The sequence below is a fragment of the Afipia sp. GW821-FHT04G03 genome (assembly GCF_059419985.1).
This window is the reverse complement of sequence record NZ_JBWKSV010000003.1, coordinates 493923-509747: the sequence shown is the minus strand read 5'-3', so window position 1 is coordinate 509747 and position 15825 is coordinate 493923. Positions and strand designations below refer to the sequence as shown.

At 57.2% G+C, this 15825-nt stretch carries 14 protein-coding genes; 9 read left to right on the top strand and 5 right to left on the bottom strand.

The genetic code is table 11. From position 1 onward, the window contains the following. The first annotated feature begins 35 nt into the window (after positions 1 to 35). Positions 36 to 812 carry an SDR family oxidoreductase gene (locus AC07UB_RS16820; protein WP_492790600.1) on the top strand — a complete coding sequence of 259 codons (777 nt, stop codon included), beginning with the start codon at positions 36 to 38 and terminating at the stop codon, positions 810 to 812. A 161-nt stretch (positions 813 to 973) separates the two neighbouring features. Here AC07UB_RS16820 and AC07UB_RS16815 read toward each other — a convergent pair whose 3' ends face one another. The 5 genes from AC07UB_RS16815 to AC07UB_RS16795 form a co-directional block, all read right to left on the bottom strand. After that, positions 974 to 2305, bottom strand: a complete 1332-nt coding sequence (locus AC07UB_RS16815; RefSeq protein ID WP_492790599.1) for an MFS transporter — start codon at positions 2303 to 2305, stop codon at positions 974 to 976. Positions 2306 to 3432: 1127 nt separating this feature from the next. After that, complete coding sequence (locus AC07UB_RS16810; RefSeq protein WP_492790598.1) at positions 3433 to 4521, bottom strand: ABC transporter ATP-binding protein; 1089 nt, start codon at positions 4519 to 4521, stop codon at positions 3433 to 3435. Then, positions 4514 to 5293, bottom strand: coding sequence for an ABC transporter permease (locus tag AC07UB_RS16805; RefSeq protein ID WP_492790597.1), 780 nt, complete (start codon positions 5291 to 5293; stop codon positions 4514 to 4516). The genes AC07UB_RS16810 and AC07UB_RS16805 overlap by 8 nt, the downstream gene beginning before the upstream one ends. Then, positions 5293 to 6099 carry an ABC transporter permease gene (locus AC07UB_RS16800; RefSeq protein WP_492790596.1) on the bottom strand — a complete coding sequence of 269 codons (807 nt, stop codon included), beginning with the start codon at positions 6097 to 6099 and terminating at the stop codon, positions 5293 to 5295. Before AC07UB_RS16800 ends, AC07UB_RS16805 begins: the two co-directional genes overlap by 1 nt. Before the next feature lie 75 nt (positions 6100 to 6174). After that, positions 6175 to 7224 (bottom strand): extracellular solute-binding protein, encoded by a 1050-nt coding sequence (locus tag AC07UB_RS16795; protein ID WP_492790595.1) that lies wholly within the window; start codon positions 7222 to 7224, stop codon positions 6175 to 6177. A 224-nt stretch (positions 7225 to 7448) separates the two neighbouring features. Between AC07UB_RS16795 and AC07UB_RS16790 the strand changes: the two genes are divergently transcribed. From AC07UB_RS16790 to AC07UB_RS16755, 8 genes are all read left to right on the top strand, one after another. Then, positions 7449 to 8144: a GntR family transcriptional regulator gene (locus AC07UB_RS16790; RefSeq protein ID WP_492790594.1), complete on the top strand. Its 696-nt coding sequence runs from the start codon at positions 7449 to 7451 to the stop codon at positions 8142 to 8144. Next, positions 8144 to 8545: a RidA family protein gene (locus AC07UB_RS16785; RefSeq protein ID WP_492790593.1), complete on the top strand. Its 402-nt coding sequence runs from the start codon at positions 8144 to 8146 to the stop codon at positions 8543 to 8545. The genes AC07UB_RS16790 and AC07UB_RS16785 overlap by 1 nt, the downstream gene beginning before the upstream one ends. 397 nt (positions 8546 to 8942) lie before the next feature. Beyond that, entirely contained in the window at positions 8943 to 9335 is a 393-nt protein-coding gene (locus AC07UB_RS16780) for a 5-carboxymethyl-2-hydroxymuconate Delta-isomerase (RefSeq protein WP_492790592.1), read from the top strand. Position 9336: 1 nt separating this feature from the next. Next, positions 9337 to 10203, top strand: a complete 867-nt coding sequence (locus AC07UB_RS16775) for a fumarylacetoacetate hydrolase family protein (protein WP_494654406.1) — start codon at positions 9337 to 9339, stop codon at positions 10201 to 10203. A gap of 388 nt (positions 10204 to 10591) precedes the next feature. Further along, on the top strand, positions 10592 to 11608 hold the full coding sequence (locus AC07UB_RS16770) for a TRAP transporter substrate-binding protein (protein WP_492790590.1): 1017 nt from the start codon (positions 10592 to 10594) through the stop codon (positions 11606 to 11608). A gap of 153 nt (positions 11609 to 11761) precedes the next feature. Further along, positions 11762 to 12256: a TRAP transporter small permease gene (locus AC07UB_RS16765; RefSeq protein ID WP_492790589.1), complete on the top strand. Its 495-nt coding sequence runs from the start codon at positions 11762 to 11764 to the stop codon at positions 12254 to 12256. Between the two features lie 6 nt (positions 12257 to 12262). Next, complete coding sequence (locus tag AC07UB_RS16760) at positions 12263 to 13567, top strand: TRAP transporter large permease (protein ID WP_492792680.1); 1305 nt, start codon at positions 12263 to 12265, stop codon at positions 13565 to 13567. Between the two features lie 41 nt (positions 13568 to 13608). Then, entirely contained in the window at positions 13609 to 15678 is a 2070-nt protein-coding gene (locus AC07UB_RS16755; protein ID WP_492790588.1) for a methyl-accepting chemotaxis protein, read from the top strand. The last annotated feature ends 147 nt before the right edge of the window (positions 15679 to 15825 follow it).

Below are 15825 nucleotides of genomic sequence, written 5' to 3'. Positions count from 1 at the left end.
TTTCGTCAAGGTAATTCCAATTTGAGGAGCGACGCATGAAGATCGAGGAATTGTTCAGTGTCCGCGGTAAGGTTGCGCTGGTCACCGGCGGCAGCCGCGGTCTCGGCGAGATCATTGCCCGCGCCTATGTCGAGAACGGCGCGAAGGTCTATATTACCGCGCGCAAGGCCGACGCCTGCATGGCGCTGGCAGAAGAGCTGTCGAAATTCGGGGAGTGCATCGCCATTCCGGCAGACTTGTCGCGGATGGATGAGATTGAGCGGTTCTCCGCAGAACTCCACAAGCGCGAGAAGAAACTCGACATCCTCGTCAACAATGCTGGCGCGAGCTGGGGATCGCCCTTCGCCGAGTTTCCCGAGAGCGGCTGGGACAAGGTGATGAACCTGAACGTTAAGTCGGTGTTCTTCCTCACGCAGAAGCTGCTCGATCTTCTGGAAGTTGCGGGTTCCAAGAATTCCTACGCGCGGGTCATTAACATAGGATCGATCGAGGGCATTCGCACGTCCAGTTTGGAAGCCTATTCCTATGCAGCGTCAAAGGCGGGCGTGAACCATCTAACGCGCATCATGGCGAAATTCCTCGCGCCGAAGTACATCGCCGTCAACGCCATCGCGCCGGGTTACTTCCCGTCCAAGATGACGGATGCGATCGAAGAGCAGGAAGCCAAGATGGTTATCGAGGGGGCGCCGATGAAGCGTATGGGATCGCCGGAGGACATGGCGGGAATTGCGCTGTATCTCGCCTCAAAGGCCAGCGGGTTTGTCTGCGGTGCTGTGATTCCGGTTGATGGTGGTTTGGCCACGACGGCTTGAGGTCCGCGCTGTAAAGCAAGACTCCAGCGCGTATCAACGGGCTTCGAGAGCCTCCCAAAAAAAACTGGCGCCGCATGATGCGGCGCCTTCTTCTTGAACCATCAGTTCTCGGGAGCGAGCGTCTGCTTCAGACGTTCGCCGATCGTGATAGCTGTCCTGCCTCAGGCCTCGTCGGGGCCTGCGGCTTTTACGATGATCAGCAATAACAACCCGGACAGCAGATAGGCTCCGACGATAAGATATGTGCTGTAAAGCGAGTTGCCCGTCGTCGCGCTAATATAGCCCGTGAGGGAAGGTGCGACGGCAGGGCCGAGATTACCGAGGCTGCTGATCAGCGCGATGCCGCCCGCGGCACTCGCCTTGGACAGGTACTCAGTGATGGTGGTGAAGAACAATGGCGTCGCTGAAATGAACCCGAGGCCGGCAAGTGTCAGACCTATGATCGACGCCGGCAAGTTGCCGTGGGAGAATGTGATGGCCAAAAGGCCGATCGCAGCGACGGCGACGCAAGTGGCGTAGTGCCATCGCCGCTCTCTTGTCTTGTCGGAGTGACGTCCCATCAGGATCGTTCCGATGATACCCGCGATTTGCGGCAGGGTGGCAAGCAAGCCCACATACAAGAGGTCGGCCACGCCCCAGCTTTTGATCAGCGTGGGAATCCAGAAAACCATGGTGTAGGTCGCGCCCAGCAACAAGAAGTAGGTGAATGCGAGGCCGTAGACCTTCGGGTCTTTCAGCATCTGGAAGAACCCGGCGTGGTGCGCGGATTCGACGTCCTTGTGATCGTGATCAAGCTGGAAGCGCAGGGCCGCTTTTTCCTGGCTGCTCAGCCATTTCGCATCTTCGGGTTTATCCTGAAGATAGAAGTAGGCGGCAAGACCGAGGATCGATGCCGGCAAGCCTTGGGAAATGAAGAGCCACTGCCAGCCGTGCCAGCCCTCGATGTCGTTGAAATACTTCATCGTGGCGCCGGACAGCGGACCTGCGATGACGGACGCGATAGCCGTCGCGGTCATGAACATCGCGATGATCTGGCCGCGCCGCGCCGAAGGATACCAGTACGTCAGATAAAGGATGATGCCCGGGAAGAAGCCCGCTTCGAGTGCGCCAAGCAGGAACCGGGCAATGTAGAATTGCAGCGGTGTCTGCACGAACGCCATCGCGCACGCCACGATGCCCCACGTGAACATGATGCGCAGCAAGGTCTTGCGGACACCAATACGTTCAAGCAGTAGGTTGCTGGGAACTTCAAACAGAAAGTAGCCGACGAAGAAGATGCCTGCACCGAAGCCGTAGGTTGCGTCGCTGAAAGTCAGCGTCTGCTTCATTTGAAGCTGGGCATATCCGATGTTGATGCGATCCAGGAACGCGATCATGTAACAAACAATCAGGAAGGGCAGGATCCGCCAACTGATCTTGGAGAACAGCTTCGCGACGGCGATTGGCTCTTCAGCGGAAGGAACTGTGCGGATACTGGTCGCATGTACAGCCATTGTTACCCCCTCGTTTGTATTCCTTCGGAGTCGTTTTTGCTCCGAGTTGGAACTTGCTGGTTCTTACTCCTTGGCGTCCGGCGCGCCGTAACCGCGGCTGCTGACGTTTCGCATGTTGAAAATCTGAAATCCCAGACGATGACTGTTCGGGACCGCTGCCAGTCGCGCTGCGCGCGCGTGGCCGGATCTTTTGAACGTTCTCGGGCACACGCTCGGCGTTGTCCGCATCGTGATTGACTTTCGGGCAAGAACCAAGGCCAAAACGGTCACGGTTAGCTTCAAAAGACTCTTGCCATTAATCTATCAGTCGCTTGATTGTTTAGCAACACGCGCCGGTTGTCCCGGATGCGCTGCGAACAGGGGACATGCTGCTGCTACCCGCATCTGGCGGTTTCGGCTGGGGTGTGTAGCCGAGCAAGAAACCAGTATTGTCAGGCAATTGAGGGGGCCACGCACAGGCGAAGGAGCTTAAGGCAGCCTTAAGCTCGCGGGGCAATTGAGGGGCAAACTTGAGGGCACCTCGGGAAAATGCACCTGTCACGTCGGAAATAGTGGTCCTTTAAAAGACCATCCAGGCCGAGTCGCCGAGATCGTGGCCATCACCTGGCTGCCAAAGATGGTGGCAGCTGTTCGTGAGCAGTATCCGAAGCTGATCTTACAAGTTGAGATTTTGCTCAATTATGAAGCTCGGATCTGGCGAATTGGATATCGCGATCATGGCGGGTGTTGAAGCCGAGGTGCCCTTCGAGGCGCGTTATTTCGGGAGCGTACAGTTTGCTTGGATGGCGAGCGGTTCCGGGCTTGTCCGTAGAAAGGCTTCACGCCGATCGATCACAAGCTCAGAATCTGATTCTCGGAATTAACAGGCGAACAGCGCCTGTTGCGGCATCGCAAAGGGAGGGTAGTCCGGTTGCTTACCCACTAATGTGGAGGAGGTGAAGGGCAACAGAACGCAGGGATGGCTCGCGAAGTCGCTTTTCAGGCGAATAAAACCACTGTGCCGTAAGGTGTCAGTGATGGTCTCAGCCAAGGGAATATGGACTTCAATGGCTCGTGACGTGCAGTTCGCGGAATGATCGATTACGGAATTTCTTCAATTCGGGCGATCTTACGGTCGGTTTTGCTTTCTAAAGGCGCTGGCCTTCGCGGAACAATGCGGAACTATCCTCTTTCCAGCCCAGTGTAATCTGATCACCGATCGCCGGTACCTGAACTTGCTCAAACCTTACCAGGAATCGGACGCGATCTTGTACGTCGACGAGGATTTGCTGGCGGTCGCCAAGAAATGTGGTCGCAGCAACGGTACCGGTAACGCGGTTCGATAGATTTTCACTCGAAGTGGTCGGTTGGATTGCCTCAGGACGGAGGAAATAGTCAATCTCTCCCTCTGGCAAAGATTGCCCAACTCTGTGTGGTAAGCTGAAATCGCCAATACTGGTTCTGACCATTGATGATGACGCGTCTTTGATAATCCTTCCCGAAATGAAAGTTCCCTTGCCGATGAAGGCGGCGACATTTTTGGTCGCTGGGGTGTCATAGAGAGAGCGGGGTGAAGCAATCTGCTCGATCCGGCCTCCGTTCATGACGGCGACTCGATCCGACATCGAGAGCGCTTCGTCTTGGTCGTGGGTGACGAAAACAGTTGTGATGTCGAGCCTGCGCAGCAGCGCGCGAACCTCGATCTGCAAGTCTTCCCGCAGTTGCCTGTCAAGGGCACCGAACGGTTCATCCAGCAGCAAAATTGCGGGCTCGACGATGAGAGCGCGCGCCAGGGCGACACGCTGCTGTTGACCGCCGCTCAGTTCCTTGGGCTGTCGATCAAGCAGATGGTCAACCTTCACCAGTGTTGCGACCCTGCGCACGCGCGGCTCGATATCGGCCTTGGCGGTTCGCCGCATTTTCAGGCCGAATGCGATGTTTTCCGCCACGGACATGTGCGGGAAGAGGGCGTAGTTCTGGAACACCATCCCGATGTCGCGGCGCTCTGGGGGCAATGATTCTACGCGCTGATCGCGAATGGAGATCATTCCGGAATCGGGGCGCTCAAACCCCGCGATCATGGACAACGTTGTCGTTTTTCCGCAGCCGCTGGGGCCGAGCAGCGCGAGGAACTCGCCCTTGTTCAGCGCAAAAGAGACGTCGCTGACGACGAGCGTCGATCCGAAGCTTTTGCTGACGCGGTTTAGGTGGAGGTCATAGCGCGAAGGTTCAGCCACGATCCAGAGCTCCCAGTTTTCTCGTCATTAGAAGGACCACGATGATCATCAAGACCTGCACAACGGAAACCGCTGCTACCATCGGCTCGAAATTGTTGATCATGTAGTTAAAGATTGCGACCGGCAGTGTGATATTGTCCGCAGTCGTCAGAAAAAGCGATACAGGAATGTTGGTGAACGATACAATGAACGCGAAAGACGCGCCCGCGACGATGCCCGAGCGGATATAGGGAAGCGTAACGTAACGAAACGCCTGCCAGGGATTGGCGCCCGCCACGCGCGCCGCGCGCACGTAGTTCGGAGGCATATCGCGCAAGATCGCCAGCGTGATACGCAGGACATAAGGAATGGCGATGACCGTATGGCCGAGCATGATCGTCCAAAGCGACAGTCGCTGGCCGGTTAAGCTCCAGAAGAACAACAAGGCCAATCCGTAAACTAACCATGGAATAGCGAACGGCGATAGCAGAAGCGGGTAGATGAACTGTTGAGACACCGCGCCGCCTCGCGCGATCGCAAGGGCGGCGGGGATGGCGATCACTGTTCCCAGGACGGACGACGCAATTCCGACGATCAGGCTGTTCTTGAGCGCAAGAACAATCGTCTCGTTCGCCCACATCTCGACGTACCAGCGGACGCTGAAGCCGGATGGGGGAAATGCAATGTAGCTCCCGGGATCGAAAGAGACTGCGGCCACGATCACCAGAGGGAAGACGAGCAGAACCGCGACTGCTGCGGCATATATGCGGATCGGAAGGGGCATGCGTTGCATCAGACGAGATCCTTGCCGCGCATGATCCTCAACTGGAGGATCATGATAATGATCGAAATCAATATCAGCGCGACCGAAAGCACAGCCGCGAACGGCTTGTCGGATGAGACTGTAATCTGCTCCCAGATCGAGATCGGAATCATAGACAGGCCCTGACCGCCGAGCAGCAGCGGCAATACGAAGGCGCCGCAGACCTGCAGAAATACAATGAGAAAGCCGGCGGCCACGCCCTGCATGCTCAGAGGCAGGATTACCGCGATGAACGTCCTGATAGGGCCGGCACCAAGGGTGCGCGCCGCCTTTTCCAGGGACGGATCGATCTGTCGGATCACCGCTTCGATCGGCAAGACCATGAAGGTGAAGGTGACGTGCACCATCCCGACGATGACCGAGCTCCAGCCATAGAGAAGTTGAAGCGGGTCGGTAATCAAGCCGGTCCCGGTCAACAGTGAATTGATGAAGCCTGTGCGTCCGAGGATCACCATCCAGCCGAGCGTAAGCATGTTCATGCCGACGGCAAGCGGCGTGAAGGTGAGGACGGCGTAAAAGCTGGTCAGTCTGCTGCGGGTGCGCGCCAGATAATAGGCAATCGGAAATGCAGCGATGGCTGTGATCGTCGAAACGATCAAGCCCATTGCCAAGGTGTAGCCAAGGATCCGGGCGTAATAGGCGTCGGTGAATAGCCGGCCGTAGTGTCGGAAGCTGAGAGAGTCGAGGGATGTCGGCCAGCGAAACGGGACTTCCAGACTCATCGCAAAAAGCGCGAGACCAGGCAGCATGTAGCCCACGAAGATGATGGCGAACACCGGTCCCAGTAAAAGAACCGCTGTCGACCGGCCAAATGCTTGCCTGGTTCCGTTCATCGTAACTGCGCTTGTGTCTTAGGTGCGGATTTCACGGTTCCAGCGATCGACGATCCCCGGTATGGCTCGAATGAGATCCCTATAGGGAGGCGTGATGCCCTTCTCCAGCGGCATGATGTTGCCGCGCAGTTCGGCAGGAATCTCCACCCTGCTGTTGGTCGGAGTGAAGTTGATCAGCTTGAAGTATTTCAACTGCGGCTCGGGATCGAGGAGGGTGTTGACCCACTGATATGCGAGGCGCTCGTTTCCACCCTTAACAACCTGGGCTGGAGACAACGTGATCAGCGAGTGAGGATCCAGTCGTGTGAACTGAAGGAATTTCGCTCCGCCGCTCATCATGGCCGTAACGCGGCCATCCCAGAGAACGCCGATATCGACTTCCTTCGACATCACCATACGCTCGACTTCGAGAGCCGTTCCCCAGAACTTTACAATGTAGGGCTTGATCTTCCGCATAGCCTCGAAAGCCGGATCGAGATTGGTGATACTGCCACCGAGTGCCACCGCGTAGTGCCACATCAGATGCGGTCCCCACGGATAGCTGATGTCCGGCAGCGTGATCGAGCGGCCGAATTCACCTTTGCCGGCGCGCTCAAAGAACTCCGCCCAGGATTTGGGCTGATTCTTGATTTTATCTGCGTTGAAGAAAAGGCCCGACGTCGAATATTGATACGATGCGCCGTAATCATCAAACGGTTTGCGGAACAGATCAGGTGTGTTCGCCAGATTGGGGACCTTGTCGACGGTCAGTTTTGAAACAAGTCCCTTGTCGATCAAAGAGATTGCCAGTGTCTCGCTGTTGTCGACCGCATCGAGAGGGGGCTTGCCGGGCAGCGCTTCGATCTGAGACGACCATTGCGTTGGGGAGCCGAGCACAACTTTTACATCAGCGCCCGTGCGCTGCTTGAACAGCGGAATGAAGTGCTCGCGTATCGATTGCTCCCATTTGCCGCCAAGGCTGGTGATCGTGATCGAATTTTCCTGAGCCTGGACCAGCATGCCGCTGGGCCATACTGCTGTTGCCATGCCTGCGCCCAAGCCGCCGAGAATATACCGTCTGGAATACATGCGATCGCTCCATTTTGAGTTCTGCATAATTGGATACACATATTACAATTCTTGCAAGGCGATTTATGAGAAGTTCTCGCTTATATTTGCGGTAAGCGCATAAAATGCCATTATATGGATGGTTTATGTGGATTCATTCGTCCGCGACTAATTGACTTCACTGAATAACTGAATACACTTTTGTGAACAATGGTCGCGCTTCACCTCTTGCGCGGGAACGCCCGATGAATGCCCAATCAAAAGCCTACAATTTTCTCAAGGATCGGATTTTGGCCGGGAAGATGCCGGCGGGGACGGCGATCAAGCCTGCGGACATCGGCAGCAAACTCGGCTTGAGCCGCATGCCCGTGCGCGAAGCGATCGTTCAGCTCGAGGCGGAAGGGTTGGTGACGTTCGGCGCAAATCGGCGGCCGGTCGTGACAGTGCTGAGCGTGAAGGAGATTCTGGAGCGCCTGGAGATCAGAATTGCTCTCGAAGCGCTCGCTATCGAAAGAGCTGTCTTGCGGCTCACACCTGCGGTGTTTGCCGAACTCGAGCTTCAGCTCGACCGCATGGAGCGGGTCTCAGCCGATACCAAGCGGTGGCTCCTGCTGCACGATGAATTCCACGACATGATCTATCGTCATGCGGAGATGCCGCGCTTGCTCGATGAGATCCATCGCGTTCGACAATCCATCCGTCCTTACATTCTGATGTACATCGACGTCTATAAGGAGCCCGAAATGCCGGGCGTCGAACACTCGTCGCTTCTCAGGGTGTTGCGCACGGGTGATCCGGCAATCGCCAGAACAGCGCTGGCAGAGCACATCCGCCACACTGGCGCCGGCCTCGTCTATTTTCTGATGAATGGGCAGACCATGCCGTTTCCATCGGGATCAGCAAAGAAGAAATCCACCCAGCAAACCAAGGTAGGTTCATAGTGAGCAATTCCAAAGCCGTGCGTCGCGAATACTCCGTCGGTCTCAGCCCTCCCATCAGCCACTACTGCGATGCAGTCTCGTTCGGGAATTTGCTGTTCATATCGGGCATTGCGCCTCTGGACGAAAATCTCAACCTGATCGGCGGAGATGATCCGGCTGCGCAGGCCGAGGCCATCTTCTCCGCGATGGACAAGATTCTCAAAAAGGCCGGCGCGACGTTCGGAGACATTCTGAAGGTGACGGTTCTGCTCACCGACGTGAACGACCGAACCAAGATCAATCCCGTCCGCGAGAAGTATTTCGGCGCGGCACGGCCCGCGAGCACCTTGTTTGAAGTCAGCAAGCTTGCAGTGCCGGGAATGAAGGTCGAAGTCGAAGCCGTGGTCGGGCTGCCGACCTAACGATCAATAGCCAATTTCTGATCAGCGTCGCCGAAAATTGGCGACGCTGATTCACTGCCGTGATTCAAGGGCGCCTACTTCCGCATGCGTCAGATAACGAAAGCCTTCCCTTTGGGAACAGGCCTAATCAACGGGGCTGCGAAAGGGCTTGCTGATGAGCTTTTCATTGGATGAGCTTGTTTAGCTTAATGCGAAGGTGCAATGCGAGCCAGAGTCGGCACCGCGTATCATGGCAGCCTGGAAACGATAGGTTGCCGCGATATAGGTGAAGGCCCGCGCGATCTATTTGCGATCCTGCAATCTCCTCCGGGAGCGCAGAGCGCGAATATCAGTTGACACGCCCGTGCACATACTTAACATGTTAAGCAATAGCGGAGAGCCCGGTCTCGGAGGAAACATGCCGCATCTCTCGTTGGAGTATTCGGCAAATCTCGAGTCGAAGGCAGATATTCCTGCGCTGTGCCGGGATTTGCATCAGTCGATCATGGATAGCGGGCTGTTTGAGCTTGGGGCAGTGCGTGTGCGGGCATTTCCGGCACGCCACTATGCAATCGCCGACCTCGACGACCGGAACAGCTTTCTCGACATGTCATTTCGTATTGGGCGCGGGCGCACCGCCGAAGAAGCGAAGCAGGCAGGGGAACTGATTTTTGCCGCCGCGAGCAAGCGGCTATCCGATCTCTTCGTCACCCCTCATTTTGCGCTATCGCTGGAGGTTCGCGAGATTGATGCAGCTCTCAGCTGGAAGAAGAACGCCATCCATCCCAGACTTCGCGTTATGAAGGGATGACATGACCGCGAGACTTATCAGTTTCACCACAGGGGGCAGGGCCGGATACGGGCTTTTTACCGAAGATGGGGTCGTCGACCTTTCCGTCCGGTATGCCGATCGCTGGCCAACTCTAAGGGAAGTTATCGCCGAAGGCGCGTTGGCGCGCCTTGCGGATGATGCTGCGAAATTTTCACCGGATATTGCAGCGACCGACATTCGCTACGAAATTCCGGTGCCCGGTCCCGAAAAGATCATTTGTGTCGGGGTCAACTATCCGGATCGCAATGAAGAATACAAGGACGGAAATGCGGCGCCCGCGAACCCATCGCTGTTTGTTCGTTTTCCGCGCAGTTTCGTCGGGCATGGGCAACCGCTGGTCCGGCCCCCGGAATCCGGGCAGCTCGACTATGAAGGCGAAATCGTTATCATCATCGGCAAGAGCGGGCGGCGCATCGCGGAGAAAGACGCGCTCGGACATATTGCAGCGCTGTCGCTTTGCAATGAAGGCACTATTCGCGACTGGGTACGCCACGCCAAATTCAACGTAACTCAAGGCAAGAATTTCGATTGCACGGGATCGATCGGCCCGTGGCTCATTCCCTACATTGGTGAAACGCAAATCGCTGATATTGGTCTGGAAACTCGTGTGAATGGTGATGTCCGCCAGCGCGACCGAACCGGGCGCATGATTTTCTCATTCCGCAAGATCATCAATTATATCTCGACATTCACCACGCTGGTGCCAGGCGATGTGATTGTGACCGGAACGCCGACGGGCGCCGGTGCCCGCTTCGAGCCCCCCGTGTGGCTGAAACCCGGAGACATCATAGAGGTGACGGCGGACGGTATCGGCACTCTTCGCAATGGTGTGATGGACGAGGCTTAGCGCATATTCTCGATGCAGCAGATCGACATTGAGGTCGATCAGCTCGATTAAATCGAGCGCACCCATAGGCTGCACGGGCAGACGCCTTCGATAAAGAGTCGGCTGAACTGTATCGCCGTTACATTTGGATTACGCCGCCGCGTCAATGCGTTGATCATACCTTGCAGCGATGCCGTGCCGTTCAAAGGTGTGGCCACCTTCTTCGATCGAATTCAGCATTTGCTCCAAGACGCGGCGGATCGTCGTTTTCCCCGGACGATACGCCGCTCAATGGCAATGGCTTGCATCTTGTTTTTTTAAAAGATAACATGTTAATCATTGCCATGTTAACAATCATGGGCCGCCAGAAGCCCGATCGTGTTCACTGCAGTCTCAGGGAGAGATGCCAATGCAACGGATTTCTTTTGCGCTGATTTTGCTTGCCGGAATTCTCGCGTCTCCGGCGTTGGCTCAAGACAAGACGGTTACTCTGAAAATTTCCCTGTGGGTGCCTCCTGCGCACCCACTGGTGCCGGCGACGCAAGCCTGGGCCAAGGACATCGAGGCGGCGTCCGGCGGGACTATCAAGGCCGTCGTCTTCCCGTCCGAACAACTTGGCAAGGCGTTCGACCACTATGATATGGCGCGTGACGGCATTGCCGACGTGACTTACGTGAACCCAGGCTATCAGCCCGGCCGCTTCCCGATCATTGCAGCGGGTCAGCTCCCATTTGTCTTCAATGATGGCAAGAAGGGCACGCAGGCACTCAACGAATGGTACCAGAAGTACGCCAAGACCGAGATGAAGGATACGAAGCTCTGCTTCGCCTTCATCCACGATCCGGGTGCCTTGCATGGCAGGAAGAAAATCGTCGTTCCTGCGGATCTGCAGGGCATGAAGGTCCGTCCGGCCCAGAGCACAATCGGCGAGATGGTGAAGATGCTGGGCGGCACCAATGTTCAGGCCTCGGCGCCGGAAGCGCGTGACGCCATTGAGCGCGGCGTCGCCGACGAGATCACCTTCCCATGGGGATCGATCTTCCTGTTCGGTATCGACAAGGTGACGAAGTTTCACATGGACGCGCCGCTCTACACGACCGTGTTCACCTACAACATCAATCCGAAAATCTATGACGTGATGTCCCCGGCTCAGAAGAAGGTTATCGACGATCATTGCACCTCTGAGTGGGCATCGAAGGTTTCGGATCCTTGGAATGATTTTGAGGCGAATGGCCGGACCAAGATGAAGGCGCTCAACGATCATGAGGTCTATCCGTTGACCGCCGATCAACTGGGTCAGTGGAAGAAGGCGACCGAGCCGCTGAAGACGAGCTGGGCGGATGGCGTCAAGAAGGCCGGCGGCGATCCGGACAAGATCGAAGCCGATCTTCAGGCCGAATTGAAGAAGTTCAACGCCGGATTCTAGTTGTTGTGTGTGGGGCACTGAGTCGCGGCGGCCTTGCCGTCGCGGCGATTTTTGGATGTGGGGGAATGCATGGCGGCAGCGGTCGGATCCAGTGGTGCTGGCGGCATTGACGAAACGGGGAGTGAGCCGAATGGTCCGGCGAAGAAGAGCCCCATGGACCGCTTTATCGACTCGATCGAATGGGTGGCGGCGGCGTTTGTCGGAATTGTCGCGCTGAACACCTTCATCGCGGTTTTCCTGCGCAAGTTCTTCGCGATATCGATTCCGGATTATTATGATTTTGGACGGCTACTGCTCGGTATTCTGATTTTTTGGGGCATCGCTGCGACCAGTTATCGCGGAACTCACATCACGGTTGATCTGGTGTGGGCCAATGCGACGCCGAAGTATCAGCGCTGGATCGATATCTTTGCGACCTTGGTGCTGCTGTTCGTGGTGACGGTGCAGACCTACACGCTGTTCGACAAGGTGGTCTCGACCTATCACGATCACGTCCTGACCTACGATCTGCGCCTGCCGAACTGGCCGTTCTTCGCGGTAGCCTGGATCGGTGACGTTTCCGCGGTGTTGTTGATCGCGATCCGCACCTGGCGGCTGATCTTCAATCCCGAACTGATGCACGAACCCAAAATCAAGACCGCGGAGTGACCGATGTTGAGCCATGAAGCGGTTTCCATCATCGGCTTTGTCTCGCTGTTCGGCCTGATGTTGCTGCGCGTGCCGGTCGGCATGGCAATGGGCCTCGTCGGCACCGTCGGGTTCGGTTATCTCACCGGCTTTGAGCCGGCGCTGAAACTTGTCGGTCAGACCGTCATGCGGACGGTGACCGACTACACCTTCGGCGTGATCCCGATGTTCCTGCTGATGGGCGCGTTCGTCTCGGTCTCCGGCATTAGCCGCGAGTTGTTCCGCGCCGCCAACACTTTCGTTGGACACTGGAAGGGCGGTCTCGGCATCGCCACTATCGCAGCCTGCGGCGGGTTCGCGGCGATCTCCGGCTCGTCTGTCGCGACTGCTGCGACGTTCTCGGCGGTTGCTTATCCCGAGATGCGGCGCTTCGGCTATCCGCAATCCTTTGCTGCCGGCGTGATCGCGGTCGGCGGCACGCTTGGCGCGATGCTGCCGCCATCCACCGTGCTTGCGGTCTACGGCATCATCACCCAGCAGGACATCGGCAAACTGTTCATCGCCGGCGTCATTCCGGGATTACTGGCGATTGTGATGCACATGGTTACGATTGCGATCATCGGCGTCGTCAAGCCGGACTTCCTGCCGAGTGGGCCGAAAAGTCCATGGAAGGACCGGATGCATGCACTAAGGGACGTCTGGTCGCCGCTGGCGCTGTTCGTGTTCGTGATCGGCGGCCTCTACGGAGGCTTTTTCATCCCGACCGAAGCCGGCGCGGTCGGCGCGGTCGGCGCCTTTATCATCGGCGTCATGCGCGGCAAATTGACGAAAGACGGGATGCTGGAATCGCTGTTGCAGGCGACCCGCACGGCGGCGGCGGTGTTTACCATCCTGATCGGCGCGTTGTGCTTCGGCTATTTCCTCACTATCACCCAGACGCCGCAACATGTGACTCAATTTCTCACCGGCCTCGGCATCGGCAAATACGGCGTGCTCGCGCTGATCCTGCTAATGTATCTGGTTCTGGGCTGCCTGATGGACGCGATGGCGATGGTTATTCTGACCGTGCCGATCGTGTTTCCAGTGGTCACAGCGCTGGGCTTCGATCCGATCTGGTTCGGCGTCATTATCGTTATGACCGTTGAACTCGGCCTGATCCATCCGCCGGTCGGCATGAATGTCTTCGTCATCAAGAGCGTCATCAAGGACGTCAACATGTCGACGATTTTCATGGGAGTGCTTCCTTTCGTAGTCACGGATCTGATCCGTCTCGTGATCCTCATAGCTTTCCCGCTGCTCGCGATCTGGCTTCCACAACGCATGATGGGGTAGGGCGGTGGCACGGTTGGGTTCGGGACAACAAGGGGCCGCCTATGAGTGACGCATTGCAGGTTGATCCTTCCTATGACGTCCTCAAGGTTGACCGGCAGGTATCGACACCGATGGTGAATCAGCCCTGGATAGCCTCGGTTCGCGCGCGGATCGTGGCGCTCGCCATCATTCCAGTGTTCGGGTTCATTGCTAACGGGATCAGCTTCGACCTCAATGAGAAGCAAGTCGATCACGCCTTCGCCAACTCGGCCAATTCTCGGCAGATGATTGAATCGGGCCTCGAGCTCAAAGGGGCGCTCACGACGTTGCAGGGAATAGCGAGGGAGTTCTCGACCCAGCCGAGTGCGTCGCTGGTGCAGGCGTTCGATGCGACATACGAGCTTGCAAAAACCGGTATCAATGCCCTCGACGCTCATGCGGCGGCGGATAGCCGTGGACTGATTGCGGGGCTGGATGGCCTGCTCAGCGGCCTGAAAGCAAAATTTTCAGCTCTGGCGAAGGAGCAAAACACGTTCGGCTTGTCGCCGCGCGATGGCATCAGAGGACGGCTTCAGGCCGCGGGCGCGGCAGTTGATCGAATCGCCACCGGTGACGCGGCCACGAGTCCCGCCGACAAAGGTTTTGCGATGTCGCTGATGGCTGCGCGACGCCTGGACTTCGAGTATCGCATCGATCGGGTCGGGTTCGTCCCACAGCTTTTTCGCGCCGAGATCGAAAGATCCCGGTCGTTGTTTCAAGGCGCTGTCCTGAACGCCGATCAAGCAGTTGAGATCAATACTGCGATTACCGGGTACGCCGAGGCGTTCGATGCGTGGTTAAAGAATGCCGGGGCAGTGGCTCCGTTATTGAGCGGCATCAATTCGGATATTCAGTTAATGTTGCCACAGGCCAGTGAACTGATCGCCGCGGCGAGGGACCACGCCGATAAAGCGACGGCTGCGCAAAGAGCATCGCAGGCAGTGGCAAGAACAGCGGTGATAGGGATCGGGATCGCGACCGCTGTTGTCGGCCTGCTGCTGAGCTGGTTGATCGGTCAGGGCATCAGCACGCCGTTGCAGAAATTGACGCGTGCGATGGAGCGGCTTGCCGGCGGAGAAACCGGGATCGACATTCCGGGCGCTTCGCTCCGCAGCGAGATAGGCTCCATGGCAAGAACTGTCGAAGTCTTCAAGCAGAACGCAGAGGAGGTGAGCCGTCTGACCATGCAGCAGCAGGACGCCCGCCAGAAGCTCGATGCGGAGCGCCGGCAGCTTCTGGTGGCGACCGCCTACCAGTTCGAGAGTTCGGTAGCCCACCTTCTGGATGAGGCATCGCTCGCCACCGATCGGGTGACAACCTGCGTCGGCGAAATGAAAACGCGCATCGACGGTGTTGCCCGGCACGCCGGGAAGGTCCAATCCGCTACCGAGCAAACGCTCAGCAACGCTAACGCTGTTTCCGCCGCTATTGGCGAAATGTCGCGTTCCGTCGAGCGCATCTCCGAACAGACGGCGCAGAGCGCTGGCTTTTGCGCCAATACCTCGACCGCAGCCAGTGAAGCCTGCGCAGCGATCGAAAACCTTGCGGCAAGGTGCCTGGAAATCAGTAGCATCGTGAATGTGATCCGCGAGATTGCCGAGCAGACCAATCTTTTGGCGCTGAATGCGACGATCGAGGCGGCGCGTGCCGGCGACAGTGGCCGCGGCTTCGCGATTGTCGCCGAAGAGGTCAAGACCCTCGCCGGGCAGACCGCAAAGGAAATTGAGGGGATCGAAAAGAAGATCGCCAGTGTTCAGAACGCGACTGTCACCAGTGTTGAAAGCGTCAAGCACATCTCGCAACTGGCGATGCGATCGCAGGACGCGACCGCTGAGATCGCCGTTGCGGTAGAGCGCCAAAGCCTGACGGCGCGGGAGATCAGCACGAACGTCACCGAAGCGGGACGAACCACGCAGGTTGTCGCGGATATCCTCGTTCTGGTGACGGGAGATGTTGTCGCTGCAGAGCGAGCGACCGGCGATGCGCTGAGCGATGTCGAGTTCCTCAAGCAGAAATTCGATGTGCTGGTCACCCAGATTCGTGAATTCCTTAGTTCCATGAAAGACAGCGAATTCAAGTCGAGCGCAACCTGACGGATGCCGGGAAAATCCTTGTGGTTCGCAGCGGTGCCGAAACAGTTTGCGGCGGGAAGAGCGTTCCCGCTGCCATGGCGAGCCTCCCAAACTAGTCGGTCGTATGGATATGCCGTGCGGCCGATACTTTTTGCCCTCAAACGCGGC